Here is a 20,914-nt window from a genome sequence, read left to right on the forward strand (position 1 = left end):
TCCTCAGCGCTGTCGCGGGACATTGGCGATGACGGACATCAGCCTGCCCTCGCCAGCCGGTTCGCACACCAATGCTCGAAGGTCGCCCTTTCCTCGGCGGACAGATGCAGGCCATGCTTGGTGCGCCGCTCCAGGATATCAGCCGGGGTTGCCGCCCACTCCTGTTCGAAGAGATAGTTGGCCTCGCGTTCGAAGAAATCCTTGCCGAAGCATCGCCCCAATCCGGCGATCGATCCCGTGGCACCGACCAGAAGACGGGTCCTGGTGCCGTAGAGCCGCCCATAATGCTTGATCAGCGATGCCGGCATCCACGGATACTCACGGCCAAGGTCGCCGAGGAACTGTTCGAAATCGGCGTTGGCGATGTCGCCGCCGGGCAAATGTTCTTTCGCCGTCCAGGGCTTGCCCATCCGGGGAAAGAACGGGGCTATCCTGTCCAGCGCATGCTCGGCAAGCTTGCGGAAGGTGGTGATCTTGCCACCGAAGACCGAAAGCAGCGGCGCCTGCGCGTCGGGCGCATCGAGTTCGAAAATATAGTCGCGGGTGACCGCGCTCGGGTTGTCGGCATTGTCGTCATAGAGCGGCCTGACGCCGGAGAACGAATAGACGACATCGCTGCGCGCGAGGCCGCGCTTGAAATAGCGGTTGACCACCCTGATCAGGTAATCGATCTCGCTCTCATCCGCCGTCACGTCCTCGGGCCGCCCCTCGTAGGGAATGTCGGTGGTGCCGATCAAGGCGAGATCGTTCTGATAGGGGTTGATGAAGATCACGCGCTTGTCGCTGTTCTGGACGAGATAGGCGTGGCGTCCCTCCCAGAATTTGGGCACGACGATGTGGCTACCCTTGACCAGTCTGACGTTGCGCTTCGAGTTCTGACCGGCCACGCGGTTGACGATGTCGTTGACCCAAGGGCCGGCGGCGTTGATCAGGGCGCGTGCCCGAACCGTCGTCCTGGCGCCGGTCCTGCCATCCCGCATCTCGACGACCCAGAGGCCGTTCTCTCGGCGGGCGGCGGTGCAGGCGGTGCGGGTGAAAATCTTCGCTCCGCGCTCGGCGGCGTCGAGCGCATTGATGACGACGAGGCGGGCATCGTCGACCCAGCAGTCGGAATATTCGAAGCCGCGCTTGAAGCTGTCGTTGATCGGCGCACCTTCGGGCGCTGTGCGCAAGTCGAGCGTGCGGGTCGCCGGCAATCGCTTGCGGCCGCCGAGATGGTCGTAGAGGAACAGGCCGAGCCGCACCAGCCAAGCCGGCCGGTCGTCGGGGCTGTGCGGCAGCACGAAGCGCATCGGCCAGATGATGTGCGGCGCCGATTCCAGCAGCACCTCGCGCTCGATCAGCGCCTCGCGCACCAGGCGGAATTCATAGTATTCGAGGTAGCGCAGGCCGCCATGGACGAGCTTGCCCGAGCGCGAGCTGGTGCCTTCTGCGAGATCGTCCTTTTCGCACAGGATGACGGAAAGGCCGCGGCCCGCCGCATCGCGCGCGATGCCGGCGCCGTTGACGCCGCCGCCGACGACGAAGAGGTCGACGATTTCGCTGCCGCCGCTCATCCCGCTCTGGCCCCGATGCCGGATTGGTCTCCCATGACCGCCACCCTCAGCACGGATTGACGGGAGGCAGGCCGGCGATGTAGCGGCGCACCTCTTCGGCGGCCTGCTCGGCGGCATAGGTCACGGTGCGCACCGAGGCGCCTGCGATATGCGGCGTCAGCGTCACGTTGGGAAGCTGCAGCAGGGGCCAGTCCGATGGCACCGGCTCGACCGCGAACGTCTCCAGCATGGCGCTGGCGATCTGCCCCGAAACCAGCGCCTCGTAGAGCGCGTCATAATCGACCAGCGGCCCGCGCGCGGTGTTGACGAAGATCACGCCGGGCTTCATCCGCGCGATGGTGTGTTTGCCGATCAGGCCGCGCGTCTCCTCGGTCACCCTGGGATGCAGCGTGACCACATCGGAGCGGGACAGGAGATCATCGAGCCCAACCAGTTCGACGCCGGCATTGCGATCCTCCGCGCTCAACTGCACATAGGGGTCGCTGACCAGGACGTGGCAGCCGAAGGCACGCAGCAGGCGGACCACCTTGGTGCCAATATTGCCATAGCCGACGACGCCGACGGTCATTTCGCCGAGTTCTCGGCCGGTGCGGTCGGCACGGTAGAGATCGCCGCGCCATTCTCCCTTGCGCAAGGCCTCATGGCCGACCCTGATCAGCCGCGTCTCGGCCAGGATGGCGCCGATGGTGAACTCGGCGACGGCAGTGGCGTTGCGGCCGGGCACGTTGACCACGGTGATGCCGTGATCCCTCGCCGCGGCCATGTCGATGTTGATCGGGCCGCCGCGCGAGACCGCAATCAGCTTGAGCCCCGGCAGGCGCCGCATCATGTCCTCCGACAAGGGCGCGAGTTGGGTGACGAGGATCTCGGCATCGCCGATGAAATCGACGACCTCGTCGGGATGGCCGAAATATTCCTTGACCTTGTCGAGGCCGAGGGCCGGATTGCCGAACTCCATCGGCTCGTCGGGCCAGGCCGTCTGCAATGTGCGGATATCGAGGTCGCCACTCGCGACATTCTCGATTTTGGCGCGAAACACCTCAGGGAGCATGAAGTTGTCGCCAATGATCGCTATTTTCCTGGCCATACTCGACTTCTCAATTTGCCTGCACTGAAGCCATCGCGCGCCAGACCGGCCGCAGCGCCTGGTGCGCCAACATGTAGGATGGGGTCATCTTGTCGTAGATCGCGGCGAGATCGCGGTCGCTCGGCTCCGCCTCGCCAAGCAACGGCGTCACCCATTCGCCAACGCACGCGTCCATCGACGGGTAGAGCCCGACGCCGACCGCGGCGATCATCGCCGCACCCGCGGCACCCGCCTCCTCACGCGCGCTGGTGCGAATGTCGGCGCCCAAAGCAGCTCCCAGTATCTTGCGCAGCGCCGGGCTTCTGGCGGCGCCACCGGTGAGGCGGACTTCGCGCGGCAGTGGCCCCATGGCGGCGTAGCAGTCGCGCGCGGCGAACGCCAACCCCTCGAAGACGGCGCGGACGAGGTCGGCATAGCCGTGCCGCGAGGAAATGCCGACGAAGCCTGCCCTGGCATTGGCATCGACGAACGGCCCGCGCTCACCGGCTTCCGACACATAGGGCTGGTAGAGCAGCGAGGCCGGCTGCGAGGCCGTGATCCAGGCATCGACCAGCGCGATCATCTCGCCATTGCTGCGGGTAATGCCTTGCGAGGCGAGGATGCCCGAGGCGAGCCCAAGGACCCAATCGATGTTGAGCGTCGCCGCCATGTTCGACTGCATCTGGGCGAACACGCCGGGCGCCGGCATCGCCATCGTGTAGCCGGTCGCCGCTTCGTTGAGCTGCACGTCGTCGGGGGTTTCGGCCAGCCGCATGTGCATGCCGGTGGAGCCGATGATCGAGCAGCCGGGCTTGCGCTCGCGGTCGAGCAGGCCGGCGCCGAGCGCCGTGCAGACGACGTCGACATAGCCGAGCACCACCGGCGTGCCGGCCAGCATCCCGGTGGCGTCCGCCGCCGCCTGTGACAGGCCGGTGCTGTGCCTTGTGCCGTCGACGATCGGCGGCAGCAGGTGCCTGAGATCGGTAACGCCGAGCACGTCGAGCACCTCGTCGCTGTAGTCGCGGGTGTGGAAGTCGCCGAAGGTGAAGGTTCCCTCGGACGGATCGGTGGCGCGCTCGCCGGTGAGCTTGAAATAGAGCCAGTCCTTGCAGTGGAACGCGGTTGCCGCCTTGCCGAGCATTTCGGGCATGTTGCGCTTCATGAACACGAACTGTGAGCCCTGCTGGCAAGCGGCGAGCCCGCTGCCGGTCTTTTCGAAGCGCAGCCGATCCTCGGGACGCGCGCGGATTTCCTCGACGATTGCCGCCGCGCGCGCGTCGAGCCAGAGCCAGCCCTTCGCCACCGGCTCGCCCTTGCCGTCGATCAGCCAGGTGCCGTCGCCCTGCCCGGTCACCGCGATCGCCACGGTCCGGCTGGCGAGATTGGGCACCTTGTCGGCGAGCTGGCGCAGGGTTGTGGCGGCATCGCTCCATGTTCGCGTCAAATCCTGTTCGGCGCCGCCACCCGGCAACGTCTCATAGTGGTTCGGCAGCGCGGCGGCGGCGATCTGCCGGCCCGCCGTGTCGAAGGCGATGGATTTGATGATCGACGTGCCGGCATCGATGCCGATCAGGACATCACCCATCACGCAAGCTCCCTGCCGTGCGAAATGGCCTCGCCGCTCGCCTGATCGAAGACGTGCAGGTTCCCGGGATCTATGCTGACGTTGATCGGCGCACCCAGATCCAAGCGCGTGCGGTCATGTTCGACGAGGACCAGCGAACCGCCAGCAAAGTCGGCGGCGATATGGGTCTGGTCGCCGAGCCATTGGTTGGCCGAGACCCTGGCGGGAACTCCCTCCTTCGAGCGCCGCACGGCGTAGGGCCTGATGCCGATAACGACCCGCTCGCGGCTCAGCAGTTGATCGCGGACCGGAGCGCTGAAGGCGTCCTTGTCGTAGTCGAGCGACAGGCCGTCGGGCAGCCGCAGGCTGATGCGGCCGGCAGTGGCGCCGACATAGGCCTCGAAGACGTTCATCGGCGGTTCGCCGACGAAAGTGCCGGTGAACAGGTTCGCCGGACGCTCCTTGATCTGGTCGGGCGTGTCGAACTGCTGCAGCACCCCGCCCTCCATCACCGCGATGCGGTCGGCAAGCGCATTGGCCTCGGTCTGGTCGTGGGTGACCAGGATCGCGGTCAGGCCGCGCTCCTTGATGAAGTGCTTGATGCGGCCGCGCAGCACGGCGCGAAGCTGCGGTTCGAGCTGCCCCATCGGCTCATCCAGCAGATGCAGGTCGGCCTCCCGGATCAGCGCCCTGCCAAGGCTGGCGCGCTGCTGCTGGCCGCCGGAGATGGAGCTCGGATAGCGCTCCAGTATGTCCTCGATCTCGAGCAACTTGGCGATGCTGGCCACCTTGGCATCGACCTCGCTCTTCGGCAGCCTCGCCGCCTTGAGCGCGAAAGCCATGTTCTCCCGCACGGTCAGCGGCGGATAAAGCGAATAGCCCTCGAAGGCCATCGCCACGTTGCGCCTGACCGGCGGCAGAGTATGCACCTGCCGGCCACCGACCGAGATCGCACCGCGCGACACCTCCTCGAAGCCGGCGATCATGCGCAGCGTCGAGGTCTTGCCGCAACCCGAAGAGCCAAGCAGGGCGACGATCTCGCCCTTGCCGATTTCCATCGTCAGCTTCTTGACGGCATGAACGCCCCGGTCGATCGGACCATAGAATTTGTCGACACCGGAAATGGTGAGTGCGGTCGGGCTCATGCCGCTTCTCCGCTGCGCAAATTGAGGACGTTCTTGGAGCCGATGCGGTCGCCGCTCGCCTGATCGAACAGCAAGGCGCTCTTGCCGTCGACAGCGATGTGGGCCTTGCCTTCGCTGCGGCCCGGCGTTCCGGCCGGACGCGAGACCAGGATCTCGCGGCCGCGCACGGTGCGCACCAGCGTGACGATCTTTTCGTTGAGCGGCGTCTCGGCCTCGACCGTCACCGGAATGGCGCCGGTCACGCCTTCCTCGACGAAGCCAAGCGCTTCGGGCCGCAGGCCGATCACGCAGTCACGGCCGACCGCCGTTTCATAGGCCCCGGCCAGATGGACCTGGACGTTGGACAGGCCGACATAGATGCCCTTGGCGTCGCGCGCGGGCTTGACGTCGAGCAGGTTGATGGTGGGATCGCCGAACAGCCGCGCGATCTCGATATTGGCCGGCTCGCGATAGATCTGCTCGGGCGTGCCGAGCTGCCTGATGACGCCTTGCGACATCACCGCGATGCGGTCGCCGAGCGCCATGGCTTCCTTGTAGTCCTGGGTGACGTAGACGACGGTGGCACCGCGATCGGCGAGCAGCCGCGGCAGTTCGAGGCGCATCTCGAAGCGAAGCTTGGCGTCGACATTGCGCAAGGGATCGTCGAGCAGCAGAAGCGGCGGCGAGCCGACCAAAGCGCGGGCAAGCGCCGTGCGCTGCTTCTGGCCGTTGGAGAGCGCACGCGGCTTATGGGAAAGCACATGGCCGATCTTCAACAGCTTGGCGACGCTCTCGACGCCGGCCTTGATCGTGCCTTGCGACGAACGCTTGGCCGCCAGCGGCGTGGCGATGTTGTCGAAGGCGGTCATATGCGGAAACAGTGCGAAATTCTGGAACGCCATGCCGACGCCGCGGAACTCCGCATCGACGTCGGTCATGTCGTCGCCGCCGATGAATATCTTGCCTTCGTCCGGGTCGATGACGCCGGCAACCAGCCGCAGCAGCACCGTCTTACCGGCGCCCGAGGGGCCGAACAGGACGAGGGTTTCGCCGTCGGCAACCGTGAGCGACAGATTGTCGAGCACGGTCTGGCTCTTGTAGCGCTTGACGACATTTTTAAGTTCGAGGCTGGCCATATCTATCCTTTCACCGCGCCAAGTGACAGGCCTTCGACGAGATAGCGCTGCGCATAAAGCGCAAGCGCCAGCGTCGGCGTGATCGAGAGCACGATGGCCGCCGAAATCTGGCCGTACTGGATGCCCGAGGAAGTGATGAAGGCAAGCGCGCCGACCGTCACCGGCTGCTTGTCTGCCGAGGCCAGCACCAGCGCGAAGACGAAATTGTTCCAGGCGAAGATGAAGGCGAGCAGGCCGGCGGCGGCTATGCCGGGGCCGGCGAGCGGCAGCGCGATCTTGCGGAAGGTGGCGAACCAGGAATGGCCGCCGATGCGATAGGCATATTCGATGTCGGCCGGAATATCCTCGAAATAGCCGCGCACGATCCACAGGATCAGCGGCAGGCAGATCAGCTGGTAGACCCAGATCAGCCCGATATAGGTGTTGGCGAGCCCCAGCTTCTGGAAATAGAGGGTGAGCGGCAGGAGCACCAGCAGCGCCGGCGCGAACTTGAACGACAGCAGCGTGAAGGCGATGTCCTCCGAGCCGCGAAATTTGTGCCGCGCAAAGGCGTAGGCCGCCGGCACGCCGAGCAGCAGCGAGACCGCGACGGATGTCACCGACAGGAACACCGAATTCCACAAATTGCGCATGAAGGCGATGTCGAGCGTGCCTGCGGCGGTCATCAGCTTGCCGGTGATCAGCGCGGTGTAGTTGGCGAGCGTCGGCTCGAAGATCAGCTGCGGGGGAATGCGCAGGATGGTCTCGTTGGTCTGGAACGACATCATGAAGATCCAGACGATCGGGAACATGAAGAAGATCACGACCAGCGTCAGCGCCACGCCGCGCAGGATGCGTTCGAGAAGCGAGGTGTGTTCCATCGCCGCCTCCTATGCCTGTCCACGGGCGCGTTCGCGCAGCCGCAGCCAGTTCTTGATGAAGATGTTGGAGAGGAAATAGGTGATCGCCCAAAGGATGATCATCAGCGCCGCCGAACGGCCGACATTGGTCGACTGGAAGAAATTGAGATAGGCCTCGACCTGGAAGACGGTCAGCGTGTCGCCCGGTCCGCCCTGCGTCATCGCATAGATGATATCGAACTGCTGGATGGAATCGAGCAGCCGGAACAATGTCGCCGTCAGGATGTAGGGCGTCAGCATCGGCAGCGTGATGCGGAAGAAGACGAAGCTCCGCGGCACGCCATCGAGCGCGGCTGCCTCGAAAGGCTGCGTCGGAAGGCTGCGCAGGCCGGCAAGCAGCAGGATCATGATGAACGGCGTGTAGACCCAGATGTCGACGAGCACGACGGTGAAGAGTGCCGTCGACGGCGAGGAGGCCCAGCGGAAATCCTGCAGCCCGATCAGGCTGGCGAGATAGCTCAGCACGCCGAAGCCGGGATTGGTCATCAGCTTCCACATCAGCGCGGCAAGCGCGGGTGCCGTCATCAGCGGCATCAAGAGCATGATCGAGATGAAATTATTCAGCGTCGAGCGCTTCTGCAGCAGCAGGGCGATGGCAAGGCCCAGAAGCAGCTCCAGCACGACGGTGGTGCCGGCATAGAGCAGCGAGACCTTGAGCGTGTTCCAGAACTTCGGGTCGGTGAAGAAGGAGATGTAGTTGTCGCCCCAGTTGAACTGGCGCGCCCAGGGCTGGCTCAGCCGGTAGCGCTGGAACGAATAGACCACCGAGGTCAAGAACGGGATCAGGATGCCGATGCAGACGAGCAAGGCCGGCAGGCTGAGCACATACGGCAGCACCCTTTTGCTGATCCTGAAGCCGGATGGCTTGGGCCTTTGCGATACCACCGCAGTCATCGAGCTGCTCCGTTGTTACTGTCGCTTCGCCCCTGCCGGCCGCCCAAGGGAGCAAGGCGACCGGTCGGGCGAAATGGCGGGCTTTTTCTCGAGCATCGGATTTTCCCAAAGCCGGATTCCACTTTTGGGTCCGATGCTCGCTTTTTCTCGAGCATCGGATTTTCCCAAAACCGGATTCCACTTTTGGGTCCGATGCTCAAGGCACCGCATCGCAAACAAAAAAAGTGTTATGAGGGCCGGCCTGCCGAGCAGGCCGGTCCTCGTTGCGACTTAACCGAGACCGGCTTCCTTGAGCTGGCCGTTGATGCTTTCGGCCAGCTTGTCGAGGCCTTCGTCGACCGGCACCTCCTTGGACACCATCTTCTGCAGCGTTGCCGCCCATTCGGTGGTGAGGTCGAAGAACAGCGGCTGCGCGGTGAACTTGATGCTGGCGCCCGGCGCCGAAGCGTCGAACATTTCGACGTAGCCGGGATAGCTCTTGTTCAGCTTCTCGCGGAACATCTCGTCCTTCCAGACCGACTGGCGGACCGGATTGACGAAGTCCATCTTGGTGGCGCCGAACAGCCCATGCTCCGGCCCCGAGGCCCATTGCATGAAGTACCAGGTAGCGTCCTTGTCCTTCGAGAAGTTGGACATCGACAGCGACCAGATCCAGATGTTCGGCGTCGGCGCCTTGGCGTCCGGGTTGGCTTTGAAGGAGGCGAAGGCAAGCTTCCCGGCCATCTTGTTGTCGCCGCCGTTCATGAAGTAGCCGAGGATGTCGGCGTCGAAGATCATGGCCGAGGCGCCGGCGCCAAGATCGGTTCCGACCTGATACCAGGTGTAGGTCGACCAGTCCTTGGGGCCGCTCTCCTGGATCATCTGAACCCACTGCTTGTGGAAAGCCTTGGATTGCGCGGTGTTCATGGCGGCCGACAATTTGCCGTCGGCCGACACATTCAGGTCCTTCTGGTCGAAGTTGGCGTAGGCCGACAGGAAGCCCGGATGGATCGTCGCCCAGGAGCGCGAGCCGCGTACGCCGATGCCGTAGACGCCGCCGCCGACATCCTTGGTGAGCTTGGCCGCGGCGGCCACCATCTCGTCCATGTTGCCGGGGACCTTGACGCCCGCCTTGTCGAACATTCCCTTGTTATAGGTGATGTTGTTCTGCTCGAAGCCCCACGGAATGCACCACTGCTTGGCGTCCTCCGAACCCAGCGCGCCGCCCGGCTTGCCGTTCCAGGCACAGGAATTCCTGACGCCGGGCAGGAAGTCGTCCCAGGCATAGTTCGGGTTGGTCTTGGCCGGGTCCTTGATCCATTCGTTGAGGTCGGTGATCCAGCCAGCGGGACCATAGGTCCAGGTCATGTAGGCGCCGGTCATGAAGGCATCGTATTCGGGCGAGCTTGCCGACAGTGCCGCCGTGACCTTGTCGAAATAGACGTCTTCGGGGAACACGTCATAGACGACGTTCATGCCGGTCAGCTGCTTGAAGTTCTCCAGATCGGCGATCATGGCATCGGCATAGGGATGCTTGTTGAGCAGGAGCTTGATGGTCTTGCCCTTGTGCGCCTGCCAGTCGAAGTCGGCGGCGAGCGCCCGGGTCTGCCCCAGATTGAGCAGCGTGCCGGCGGTGCCGGCGGCAAGGCCCATCGCACCCAGGCCCTTGATCAGTCCGCGACGGTCGACTTGTCCGCGCAGGAAGGCGTCAATGAGGTCTTTCTCTTTCTCATGCATTTCGTCTTCTCCTCCACAGGGTAGGTTCAACTGAACGGTTGCCGGCTACCCGACCGGCGTCTCTTCCACGAGCGATCGTGCCGTCCGCTCGTCGGTTATCAGGCCCTTGAGATAGCGGCCTTCCAGCACCGCCTTGATGGCACGAACCTTGATCTTGCCGCCGGCGACGGCGACGATCCGGCGGCTGGCAATGTCCTCACGCGCCAAAGCCAGTGCCCGGTTGGAAACGGTCGTCGCCACCGCATTGCCGGCGCCGTCGAAGAAATGGCCAAGCAATTCGCCGACGCCGCCATTGCGGCGGATCTCCTCCATCTCGCCTTTCTCGATCATGCCGGTGGCGACAAGGGACGCCTCGCGTTCGGCCGTACCGACACCGGCAAACAACAGGTCGGCGGATCTGGCGAGATCGAAGACCTCGCTGATGCCCTTCTGGCCGAGCAGGACAGTCCGGTCTTCGGCCGTATTGGCGAACATCGGCACCGGCATCACATAGGCTTCGGCGCCGGTGCGCTCGGCGAGGCGGTGGATGACATCATGCGGATTGGCCGAGAATTTCCGCGTCAGGCCGCCAAGCAGCGAGACGAAGCGAATCCGGTCGGTCGAGGTGCGCGGCAGATATTCGACGCAGGCGGCCAGCGTGCGGCCATGGCCGACGCCGATCAGCGCCTGCTCGCCACGTTCGATCTCGCGCTTGAGGAACTGCGCGCCGGCGATGCCGAGCGCCTTGAGCGGCAGATCCTCGGCGTCAAAATCAGGAACGACTTCGCAGTAGTCGAGGCCGTAGCGGCGGGACAGTTCGTCCTCGAGCTCGACGCATTCCGAAACTTCGCCGTCGATATAGACCTTCACCAGCCCTTCCTGGTTGGCCTTGGTGATGAGGCGATGGGCCTTGAGACTGGTCAGCCCCAGGCGCTTGGCAACCTCGGACTGGGTCATGCCGCCGGCGTAATGAAGCCACGCGGCGCGCGCCGCCATGCTGCTTTCATCGTCGCGCAGGAGACCGTTGCCGAACCCTACCATTTCCACCCTATGATATTTTTATCAGTTGCTGCAAAATTTTTCACAAGGCTTCGCCAGAGTCAAGCTGCGTCGTTCAAATCGTAGCGGCGTGGTTTGCCGGGCCGCCCGGGCGTCCCGCCGGAACCTCAGGAGCGAGAAAAGGTTTTAGATCGACATCCCGGTGTCGCGGCATGCCTGGAAGGCACGGGCCCAGGAAGGCACGGGCCAGAAGGCACGGGGCCAGGAAGGAGCATGTCATGAACAAGGATCGTGGCAGGGAAGGACCGGTTTTTTCCGGAGAAAATGCACGGCAAGGCGAAATCATCCTGCGCACGCGCACGCAGCGCATCATCTTCATCGCCGGCCTGGTCGGCATCGTCGTGCTGGCATTGGTGCTGACTTTCGCCCTCCGGTGACCGGTGCGCGAGGTGTTGACTGAGGGCGGGAAGCATCCCGCCGCAAGGAACCAACAATGTTCGAGCCGTTTTGCTGCGATATGCCGCTTCACCCGACCTGGCCCGATCTCGCCGCACGCCTGTTGCTCACCATGGCCGCCGGTTTCCTGATCGGCCTGAACAGGGAAGCGCGCGGCCACACCGCCGGGCTTCGGACGACGATCCTTGTCGGCCTTGCGGCCGCGATCGCCATGATCCAGGCCAACCTGCTGCTCGACACGACGGGCAAGGGAGCGGACTTCTTCGCCCGCATGGATGTGCTGCGTCTTCCGCTCGGCGTCCTGACGGGCGTCGGCTTCATCGGCGGCGGCGCCATCCTTCGCCGCGGCGATCTTGTGACCGGCGTAACCACCGCCGCCACGATGTGGATCATGACAATGATAGGATTGGCGTTTGGCGGCGGCCAGTTCGGCCTTGCGGGAGTTGCGACCCTGTTGACCCTTTTCACGCTTCAGGCGCTGAAATGGGTCGACCTCAGGATTGCGCGCAACCACCATGCGATCCTGTCGGTCTCCTGGGCGCATGGATCCCCGCCCGACCTTCAGGAGATGGTGCGACCGCTTGGCTATGGCGCGCGTCTCGCCATGATGGAGCACGATCCCGGCCGCGACCGCTTCGTGTACTCGTTCAATATCGAGTGGAAACAGCCCGATGCGATCGAACCGGCGACGGAAATCCTGGAGCTGGTCGCCCGGCAATGCGAGGTCGAGCGGTTTGAACTGATCGGCGAGAAGGCGTCCTGAGCGGCCGAGCGTTGCTGGCCGACGCGCCTACGCGCCGGCCGGGGAACCGTCTACCTCGGCGCGAACCAGCTTGATGTCGGCGCCTGCCGCCCATGCGCCGACATCTTCCCGTCGCAAGGCCGCCGCCATCATGTCTGGAAACAGATCCGGCGTGCAAGCGAAGACCGGGATGCCGATTGCCGACACCGACTCGGCCATGTTGGGGTCATAACCCGGCCTGCCCTGGTCGGTCAGCGCCAGCAGCACCACGACATTGACGCCTGAGCGGATGAGTGCCGCCAGTCGCTGCAGCAATTCCTGGCCGTTGCCGCCCTCATAGAGGTCGGTGATCAGCACCATATGCGACTTGGTCGGCCGCTCGATGCGATCAGCGCAATAGGCGACGGCCTGGTTGATGTCGGTGCCGCCGCCGAGCTGCACGCCGAACAGGACTTCGACGGGGTCGCTGAGCTCCTCGGTCAAGTCGACGATGGCCGTGTCGAAGCAGACCAGCTTGGTCCGCACCACCGGCAAGGAGGCCATCACGGCGGCGAATATCGATGCGTAGATCACCGAGCTTGCCATCGAGCCCGACTGGTCGACGCACAGCACCACCTCATCCAGATCGACCAGCCTTCGCTGCTTGCGCATGAAGCCGACCAGCTTCTCAGGGACGATGGTTTTGTGCTCGGGCTGATAATGACGGAGATTGGCCGAAATGGTGCGCGGCCAGTCGATGTCGCGCTGGCGCGGACGGTTGGTGCGCTGCGACCGGTCGAGTGCGCCACGGATAGCCTCGGCGGTCTTCTGTTCCAGCCGCTGCATCAGCTTGGCGACGATTTCGGCAATGATCGTTCGCGCAATGTCCTTGGTCTTGGACGGCATGACCGAGCGCAGCGAGATCAGGTCGGCGACGAGGTTGACATCGGCCTCGATCGCCTTGAGGAACTCCGGCTCCATCAGCATCTGCTTCAGGTTGAGCCGTTCGAAGGCATCCTTTTGAACGATCTGCACGACCTGCGCGGGAAAGAACGATCTGATATCGCCCATCCATTGCGCCACTCGTGGTGCCGATCGGCCAAGCCCGCCGCGGCGCTTGCGCGGATCGGCAGCCGTATCGCCAGCGCCATCGCCATAGAGTGCATCGAGCGCTGCCGACAGCCGCTTGTCGGTGTCGGACAGCGCTGACGAGGTTTCGTCATCGGCACCGATCGCCAGGCGCCAGCGGCGCTCCCGTCCGTCGACGGCAGGTTCGTTTTCGCCGATATCAGCCTCGTCATCCATTGCCGTTCCCGCTCATCAGCAAAGGCCCAAGCCGTTCCAGATGCCGGCGCCAGGCCTCACCACCATCTGGCGTCGGCGTCAGCCCTGCCGGCAGGCGTCTGACACGGCCGAGCACCGCTTCGATCAGCCGCCGCCGCTCCATCGAGTCCAGATGGGAAAAGACCCGGCGCAACAGTGGCAGATGCGCAATGAAGGCGTCTTCATCGAGGGATTTGAGCCAGGTATCGACTGCGCCGCGCAGGCTTTCGTCATAGATCAGCCGTTGACCGGCGGTGCTGAAGAACCCCTCGAAGAAACCCGCGGCCTCGATGACCGGCGTGCCCGGCGACAGGCGCTTCGCGATCAGGGCGGCCGCCGCATCGGCGGACAGATGGCCGGCCTCGTAGAGCAGATGCGCGGCACAGCCCGCCACCAGTGCGGTCGATCGCGATCCGTCCAGCACGGCTGCCAGCCCACCGCGCCAGGCGTCCAGAACGTCCTGTCCAGGTTCGACCAGCTTGATTGCCTCATCGGCCCTGCGCATCGCGCCGACCAAGGCCGTCGAAGCCTGGGCATCGAGATCGCGGGCGGCATAGGGAAGCGCGATGGCGCCTTCGACGATCAGCCGCTCCAGCAAGCCGGACAAGCGTGCGGTTTCGGTCTTGCGGGCTTCACCGTAGCGGATGATATCTGCAAGCGGCGGCACCGATGCCAGGATTTCGAGGCATTCGCTGCTGTGCGCCGCGCGTTCCTCCAGTGCCGCCAAACCGGCGATCGAGGCCTCCGACAGGTTTGCCGTGATGGCGCCTTGAACCAGTCCCGCCAGCGCATCGAGCGAGGTCGCCGCGCCGATCATCCGGATCAGCCGGCCGTTAGCGGCTTTTTCGATGGTCGGGCCATGGACCAGGTTCTCGACCAGGCGAACGGCATATTCCGGCTCCCATGACAGGGACCAGCGCTCGCGAAAGGTGCCGCGGCTGCGGCCGCTGTCGGTCAGTTTTCCCCAATGCACGCCAAGCACATTCAGCCGGTGCAGCAAGGTCGAGCGAAACAGCCCGCTTTCGCTGCGCAAGTCTACCGACAGTTCGCGCTCCAGCGCCTCGGGCTTCAGCCGCGCGGCCTTCTGATTGCGCTGCAGGTCCTCGATCAGCGGCGCCAGCGGTGTATCCGGCGGAATTTCACCGACATCGGCGCCCAAAAGCAGCTCGGCTTCGACCAGCGCCCACAATACCGCTTCGCCGTTGAACAGGGCAGCGATTGCCGCGTCGCGCAATTCTTCGAAACCAGGCTTTGGCCGGTCGCGAATCACGGCCAGCGTGCGGGCCAGCCTTTCGGCTTCGATCAGCGACGCGGTCGAGACCATGTGCCCCTTCGCTCTCAGCACCGCCGCGATCATGGCAAGCCACAGGGTCGCCGCGTCATGCCGGCCGCGGGTGCGCCACAGATGCTTGCACCAGCCGGGAGCGACGACACCGGCGCCATAACCGAAGCCGAGCGCCAGACGCGGGCCCGTCCACGGCGCCCAGGTCATCGTGCTTTTGCGCCGGGCAAGCCCTTTGAGCAGGGCGTGATCCTCCTTCTGCGGGCGCGTCGCCTGCAGTGCCGGCACATGGAAGGCGCCGCAGACGACAGCGATCGGTCCGTCGAATTCCTTGCGCGCGGCAGCGATTTCAAGCCGCATATACGCCTCGCGTCTTGCCTCGAATTCGGCAAGCGGACCTTCCCCCTCGCGCAGCGTCGTCATCGCGTCGGCTATTGCCGCGAAAATTGGACCGGGTTGCGGGTTCTGCTCGATGATATCGGACCACCAGCTCTCGCCATCCTCGTAGCCGGCGGCTTGCGCCAGCGTGCCGATCGGGTCACGCAAATGCGGTGCAAGCTCGGTCTCGACCTCGGCCTTCGTCTCATCGGTATCGGCCTCTTCCTTGGCCTCAGCCGGTGCGACCCGGGCCGAGGACGGCAAGTCGATGAAGCGAACTGTCGCGTTGTTGGCGACCGCCCAGAGCGTCGCCTGATATTCTGGCGAGAACTCGGCGAAGGGCCAGAAGCTGGTCGAGGCCGGATCGTCTTCGGGATAACAAAGCAGTGCCACCGGCGGCTGCATTTCGGGGCGGGCGAGCAATGGCAGCAGCGCCGAAGCGTCAGCCGGCCCCTCGATCAGCACGGCGACCGGTTTCAACTCTTGCAACGCCTGCACCAGGCTCGCGGCGGAGCCGGGGCCGTGATGGCGGATGCCGAAATAGGAAACGTCGCCTATTGCCATGGCGTCAGATCGCGGCGTTCAATGCCGCGTAATAGCAGGCATAATCCGGCCGCTTCTTGAGCACGGTCTCCAGATATTCCTCAAGCACAAGCTTGTCCTGCACCGGGTCTTTCACGATCGCACCGACAAGGCTGGCGGCGAGCCCTTCAGCGCCAAGCTTACCGCTGTCGAACCAGGCCGCCTGGCTGAGGCCGCCGACCAAGGTCGCGATCGCTTCGGCCGTGGATAGCGAGCCGGACGGCGTCTTCAACGTCACCTTGCCGTCCGATGTCGCGCCGGAGCGAAGCTCGCGGAAAATGGTCAGCACGCGGGCGATCTCCTCGCCGACATTTTTCGGCACCGGCAGGTCGAGACCGCCTGCCATCTCGCCGACGCGCTTGGAGACGATCGCCACTTCCTCCGCCATGTCTTCCGGCAGGGGCAGCACGACGACATTGAAGCGGCGCTTCAGCGCCGAGGACAGTTCGTTGACACCCTTGTCGCGGTTGTTGGCGGTGGCGATGATGTTGAAACCGCGCTGGGCATAGATCGAGGTGTTGAGTTCGGGGATCGGCATCATCTTTTCGGACAGCACGGTGATCAGCGTGTCCTGCACGTCCGAGCCCATGCGCGTCAGTTCCTCGAGGCGGCAGAGCTTGCCGTCCTGCATGGCGCGGTAGAGCGGCGTCGGCACCAACGCCTCCTGGCTGGGGCCTTTGGCGAGAAGCTGCGCATAGTTCCAGCCATAGCGGATCTGGTTCTCGTCGGTGCCGGCCGTGCACTGCACGATCAGCGTCGAATCCCCCATGATGGCAGCCGCAAGATGCTCCGACACCCAGGATTTGGCGGTGCCGGGAACGCCGAGCAACAACAGCGCGCGGTCGGTCGCGAGCGTCGCCACGGCGGTTTCCATCAGCCGGCGGCGGCCGACATATTTGGGTGTTATCAGCGTGCCGTCGTCGGCCTTCCCGCCGAGCAGATAAGTCAGCACCGCCTTTGGCGACAGGCTCCAGCCGGCGGGCTTCTGCCTGTCGTCATTGCGCGCGAGCGCCTGCAACTCGGCCGCGCAGGCCTGCTCGACCGGAAGACGGATGGCTGCGTTCATTTGCTGTTCTCCGCAAGGATCATGTGTTGGTTCAAAGCCCGGCCAAGGATGCGTTGAGACGCAAAAGGCCGAGCGAAGGTGCTGCCGGCGCCATGCCGGCCGCGACGACATCGCCGATCAACTTTTCCGCCGCCTCCGCGGTAGTGAGAAAGCCCAGCGTTTCCAGGAGCTGATCAACGCCTCGCTTCACGGCGTCATCGTTTCCCGCAACGGCGGCGCGAAGTGCCGGGAGCGTCTTGCCGTTTATCAGGTCTCCCCATTCCAGCCAGCCTGCTTCGACGCCTTCGACTTGGGTGAGCGCGCCAAGATGCTGCGTGTCCTTCAGGATCAGCCTGATCAGGACACGCTTCCTGCTTCTGTCCAGACGCGGCATTAAATGGAGGACCAAGAGTGCAGGCTTGCCGCCTTCGGCAACAAGCGTGTCTGCCATGTGCGTGACCGCGGCATCGCTGCCTGACGCCGCGGCCATGCGCGCGACAAGGATATCGGCATTGTTGTCCGCGCCGAACTGCCATGCCCCGATGAAGTCGGATTCGGTGACACCGAAGCGCGCGGCAAGATCAACCATATTGCAGGTTTCGAACAGTTCGGCGCGGCGGCGTTCCTGCGCCGGGGACTTCAGCTTTGCCGGCGTGTAGGTGGTACGGCGGCGGATGAAGCCGGATTTGCCCTCAGCAATGAAGGCCGCGAGCTCCGCCACTGGATCTTCCGGTCCGCCATCGCCTGGCTGGCCGTGCTCGCCCAACCGTGCCAGCAGCCGGCCGGCCAATTCGCGCACCTTGCCGGAGCGATCGGCGGACAGGCTTTTCAGGAAGGGCACGTCATCGGATCCGAGGCCGAAGTGCATGAGTTCGATGAGTGCAAGCCTGACCTCCGCCGGCTCGCTTGGGCCCTTGGTTTCGATCAACTGCCGGGCCGAGGCTGGCGCGGTGCGGCGCATATCGGCCAGCGCACTGCGGCGCGCGGCCGGATAGAAATCGTCCCAGTTCTGCGCCGTCAGTTGCTCCAGGCTTGTGTGTTTTTCGCCATCCACCCCGGCCTGCCAATCGATCCAGGGCCCATAGACATCCGGGCTGGTCTGATCCGACGCGGCGGGCATCCAGTCCATCGGATGCAGCACGAAGCCGCGGCTGGCGACGAGGGCCACCACACGCGACTTGGTTCTGGCGTCGGCGGCGTGTTTCAGCGCTGCCCGCAAAACCGGCCGCAGCCGCTCAGGCAGCATCGGCAAGGCAAGCTCGGGCAACGGCGGGCGCCGCTTCAGCGTCTTCGGCGCGGCCGGCCGCAAGGCGATTTCTAGGGCTTGCGCGGCGATCGCCAACAGCCGGCGTTCACGCTCGTCGGGGTTTGCACTGCCGGCAATCTCCTTCCACGCGGCCGGAGCCAGGTCGAAGCTTGTCCCACCGGTGATCCAGCTGTCGCGCATCGTCGCGAGCCCTGTCTGCTCGATCTCGTTCACGACAGATCAAGCCTCCCGAACCTGCTTTGCGCCGCCAACAAATGAAGCCGGCTGCCGCTCCAAAGCGCGGCCGTCGCCGCGAGGTCCAGCCCAAGTAACGTCGGGCTGACGGTATCGGCGATCGGCAAGGCGATGCCGTGCGGATCATCGGCGGATTGCCACCAGGCATCGCCCCGATCATCCTTCAGGATCGCGCCGGGCGGCAGCATGACAGGACAGTCGGTGAGCCAGGGGGCTCTATCCTGGTAAGCGACATGGGCCGCGAGCGGATCGGCTATGTCAAAGCCGAAATCCGGCCATTCGCCCGACGAGATATCGCTTTTGCGATCGACCACGAGCGCCCGCAGCGGCTGGCGTGCCGGATAAAAGGCCAGCCGGGCATCGAAGCGATCCCCCGGTGTGAAAGCGTTGGAACGACGGCCGGCAGAGGCCGGAAAATAGTCGAGCAGGAGTGCAAATCGCGGACTGGCGCTGTTCAGGTCGAGCAGCCAGGTCGAGTGACTGACGAGACCATCACGGCGAGTTTCGATCTTCTCGCCGAGCACCTCCCAGGCGCTTTCGATCTGCGTCGCATCGGGATTGGCCAGAACCTGCTCGCGGCTTTCGGAGCTCGATACCAGCCGCTTCAGCTCAGCGTCATCAGGCGTCAATCGCCAAGCCTTGGCCAGCAGCACAAGCTTGCCGAGTTCGCGGATCGCCGCGTCCGGGCGCTCCTCGCTGCGCAACCCCATCAGCCGTGACGGAATCTCGTCGATGCGGCCGGCAAGCGCTGTCGCCTTCATGTCGACCAGCCGCGCCGCGATGCGGCGGCAACGATCACTGCTGTTGTCGACAAAACCGGCAAGGCCGAGCCGCAACTGATCCGATATCCATTGATCGAGTTCATCCAAAGCCGCCGAGACCGCGGAGCGCGTATCCTGGGCGCGCTTGCGCTGCGCGGCTTCGCGGCGCTCGACCGAGGCCGCGTCCTCGGCAGCGATCATTTCATCGTCGCGCGAGGCCTCGCCGATGCTCTTGCCTCCCGCACCGGGCGCTGGTGCCTGCGGGGTGGTTTTCCGGCGACGGCCGAGCCAGTCATTCACCCATTCGGGCGTCGAGCCGGCGGCGGCGAAACTGGCTGGCGTGGTGGCGGCGATCCACATCAGCGCCAATGTGTGCTTGCAGGGAAACTTTCGCGACGGACAGGTGCATTTGTAGCCGTGGTCGCCGGTGTCGACGACGACGCGATAGGGATTGGAACCGGAGCCCTGGCATTCGCCCCATATCAGCGCCAGCTGTTCGTTCTTTTCGAGCCGTGGCCAGTTCGATTGCTTGGTCAACTTGGAAGCGGCGCCCAACGACACCTGATCGGGCGCAAGCGCCTCGATGGTTTTCAAGTCAAATTCCAAGCCGTGCCCCTCGTCGCTCGAACGAATGCCGGTCGCCAGTATAGATGGCTATCCGTGACGGATTCTTGTAGCAGCAGCGGGCTATAGATCGATACTGCCGGCCGCATTAATTTTGCGTCGGCCAACCTGATCCTATGCAATGCACGCTACTGTTTAGCGGCCTCCCCCCACGGGAAACAAGTCTCGCCTAGGATGCGCCCGCAAGGGGCAGCTTACTGCAAGATCCGCGCGGCGGGCGGCATGGAATGGTCATGCTGGATGCCGGCATCGGCGTCGCCGACGCCGAGTGCGCGGTCGAGACCGGTCGCCACCACCGAAACCCGGAAGCGGCCTTCCATGCTCTTGTCGAAGATGGCGCCGACGATGATATCGGCGTCCTCGTAAACCTCCTCGCGGATGCGGGTGGCGGCCTCGTCGACCTCGAACAGGGTCATGTCCCTGCCGCCCGATATCGAGACCAGGACGCCCTTGGCGCCCTTCATCGACACCTCGTCGAGCAGCGGATTGGCGATCGCGGCTTCCGCCGCCTTCATGGCGCGGCTTTCGCCGGACGCTTCGCCGGTTCCCATCATGGCGCGGCCCATGCCGCGCATCACCGATTTGACGTCGGCGAAGTCGAGATTGATCAGGCCTTCCTTGACGATGAGATCGGTGATGCAGCTGACGCCGGAATAGAGCACCCGGTCGGCAATGACGAAGGCGTCGGCGAAGGTGGTCTTGGCATCGGCGATCCGGAACAGGTTCTGGTTGGGGATCACGATCACCGTGTCGGCGGCCTCGCGCAGCCGCTCGATGCCTTCTTCGGCCATCTGCATGCGGCGCCTGCCCTCGAAGGTGAAGGGCTTGGTGACGACGCCCACGGTCAGGATGCCGGCCTTGCGCGCCGCTTGCGCAATGATCGGCGCAGCGCCGGTTCCGGTGCCCCCGCCCATACCGGCGGTGACGAAACACATATGCGTGCCGGCCAGATGATCCATGATCTCGTCGAGCGATTCCTCGGCCGCGGCACGGCCGATCTCGGGGAGCGATCCGGCGCCCAGCCCCTCGGTGACGTGAGCGCCAAGCTGGATCAGCCGCGTCGCCTTCGACATGGTCAACGCCTGCGCATCGGTGTTGGCGGCAATGAACTCGGTTCCCTGAAGCTGCTCCGCGATCATGTTGTTGATGGCGTTGCCGCCGCCGCCGCCGACACCGATGACGGTGATCTTCGGTCTCATCTCGGAGATCTCGGGCTTTGTGAACTCTGCCATGCCGCTTTCTCCTTCATGAATTGCGCGCGCTTCACGGCCCACCCGCACATGCCCTTTGAGGGCAATGCAACCGGGC

Annotated in this window: 17 protein-coding genes; 2 read left to right on the forward strand and 15 right to left on the reverse strand. The window is 64.5% G+C overall.

What is annotated here, in order from left to right; genetic code table 11:
* Window positions 1-38 precede the first annotated feature (38 nt).
* From X741_RS158280 to X741_RS158240, 9 genes are all read right to left on the reverse strand, one after another.
* Complete coding sequence (locus X741_RS158280) at window positions 39-1,556, reverse strand: glycerol-3-phosphate dehydrogenase (RefSeq protein WP_023777014.1); 1,518 nt, start codon at window positions 1,554-1,556, stop codon at window positions 39-41.
* 46 nt (window positions 1,557-1,602) lie between these two features.
* Window positions 1,603-2,643, reverse strand: coding sequence for a 2-hydroxyacid dehydrogenase (locus tag X741_RS158275; protein ID WP_023777015.1), 1,041 nt, complete (start codon window positions 2,641-2,643; stop codon window positions 1,603-1,605).
* A 10-nt stretch (window positions 2,644-2,653) separates the two neighbouring features.
* Window positions 2,654-4,207: an FGGY-family carbohydrate kinase gene (locus X741_RS158270; RefSeq protein WP_023777016.1), complete on the reverse strand. Its 1,554-nt coding sequence runs from the start codon at window positions 4,205-4,207 to the stop codon at window positions 2,654-2,656.
* Window positions 4,207-5,331: an ABC transporter ATP-binding protein gene (locus tag X741_RS158265; protein ID WP_023777017.1), complete on the reverse strand. Its 1,125-nt coding sequence runs from the start codon at window positions 5,329-5,331 to the stop codon at window positions 4,207-4,209. Before X741_RS158265 ends, X741_RS158270 begins: the two co-directional genes overlap by 1 nt.
* Window positions 5,328-6,446 carry an ABC transporter ATP-binding protein gene (locus tag X741_RS158260; RefSeq protein ID WP_023777018.1) on the reverse strand — a complete coding sequence of 373 codons (1,119 nt, stop codon included), beginning with the start codon at window positions 6,444-6,446 and terminating at the stop codon, window positions 5,328-5,330. The genes X741_RS158265 and X741_RS158260 overlap by 4 nt, the downstream gene beginning before the upstream one ends.
* Window positions 6,447-6,448: 2 nt before the next feature.
* Window positions 6,449-7,306 (reverse strand): carbohydrate ABC transporter permease, encoded by an 858-nt coding sequence (locus tag X741_RS158255; protein WP_013896836.1) that lies wholly within the window; start codon window positions 7,304-7,306, stop codon window positions 6,449-6,451.
* A gap of 9 nt (window positions 7,307-7,315) precedes the next feature.
* Window positions 7,316-8,239: a sugar ABC transporter permease gene (locus tag X741_RS158250; protein ID WP_023777019.1), complete on the reverse strand. Its 924-nt coding sequence runs from the start codon at window positions 8,237-8,239 to the stop codon at window positions 7,316-7,318.
* Between the two features lie 270 nt (window positions 8,240-8,509).
* Window positions 8,510-9,955, reverse strand: coding sequence for an extracellular solute-binding protein (locus X741_RS158245; protein WP_013896838.1), 1,446 nt, complete (start codon window positions 9,953-9,955; stop codon window positions 8,510-8,512).
* A gap of 45 nt (window positions 9,956-10,000) precedes the next feature.
* Window positions 10,001-10,975, reverse strand: coding sequence for a sugar-binding transcriptional regulator (locus X741_RS158240; protein ID WP_023764803.1), 975 nt, complete (start codon window positions 10,973-10,975; stop codon window positions 10,001-10,003).
* 236 nt (window positions 10,976-11,211) lie between these two features.
* On the opposite strand from X741_RS158240, the gene X741_RS158235 reads away from it, so the two are divergent.
* Together X741_RS158235 and X741_RS158230 are read left to right on the forward strand one after the other, a co-directional pair.
* Window positions 11,212-11,370, forward strand: coding sequence for a hypothetical protein (locus tag X741_RS158235; protein ID WP_023777020.1), 159 nt, complete (start codon window positions 11,212-11,214; stop codon window positions 11,368-11,370).
* 56 nt (window positions 11,371-11,426) lie between these two features.
* A complete protein-coding gene (locus X741_RS158230) occupies window positions 11,427-12,152 on the forward strand; it encodes an MgtC/SapB family protein (RefSeq protein WP_023777021.1) in 726 nt (241 codons plus the stop codon).
* A gap of 27 nt (window positions 12,153-12,179) precedes the next feature.
* On the opposite strand, the gene X741_RS158225 is transcribed toward X741_RS158230, so the two are convergent.
* From X741_RS158225 to ftsZ, 6 genes are all read right to left on the reverse strand, one after another.
* Window positions 12,180-13,415 carry a VWA domain-containing protein gene (locus tag X741_RS158225; RefSeq protein WP_023777022.1) on the reverse strand — a complete coding sequence of 412 codons (1,236 nt, stop codon included), beginning with the start codon at window positions 13,413-13,415 and terminating at the stop codon, window positions 12,180-12,182.
* On the reverse strand, window positions 13,408-15,657 hold the full coding sequence (locus X741_RS158220) for a DUF5682 family protein (RefSeq protein WP_023777023.1): 2,250 nt from the start codon (window positions 15,655-15,657) through the stop codon (window positions 13,408-13,410). Before X741_RS158220 ends, X741_RS158225 begins: the two co-directional genes overlap by 8 nt.
* Before the next feature lie 4 nt (window positions 15,658-15,661).
* Entirely contained in the window at window positions 15,662-16,741 is a 1,080-nt protein-coding gene (locus X741_RS158215) for an AAA family ATPase (RefSeq protein ID WP_023777024.1), read from the reverse strand.
* A 31-nt stretch (window positions 16,742-16,772) separates the two neighbouring features.
* A complete protein-coding gene (locus tag X741_RS158210) occupies window positions 16,773-18,200 on the reverse strand; it encodes a DUF5691 domain-containing protein (RefSeq protein WP_023777025.1) in 1,428 nt (475 codons plus the stop codon).
* A complete protein-coding gene (locus X741_RS158205) occupies window positions 18,197-19,576 on the reverse strand; it encodes an SWIM zinc finger family protein (RefSeq protein ID WP_245272672.1) in 1,380 nt (459 codons plus the stop codon). Before X741_RS158205 ends, X741_RS158210 begins: the two co-directional genes overlap by 4 nt.
* Before the next feature lie 224 nt (window positions 19,577-19,800).
* On the reverse strand, window positions 19,801-20,838 hold the full coding sequence (gene ftsZ / locus X741_RS158200; protein WP_023777027.1) for a cell division protein FtsZ: 1,038 nt from the start codon (window positions 20,836-20,838) through the stop codon (window positions 19,801-19,803).
* Window positions 20,839-20,914: the final 76 nt, after the last annotated feature.

Origin of the sequence: Mesorhizobium sp. LNHC221B00, from assembly GCF_000502935.1 — a bacterium.
Lineage (GTDB): Bacteria > Pseudomonadota > Alphaproteobacteria > Rhizobiales > Rhizobiaceae > Mesorhizobium > Mesorhizobium opportunistum.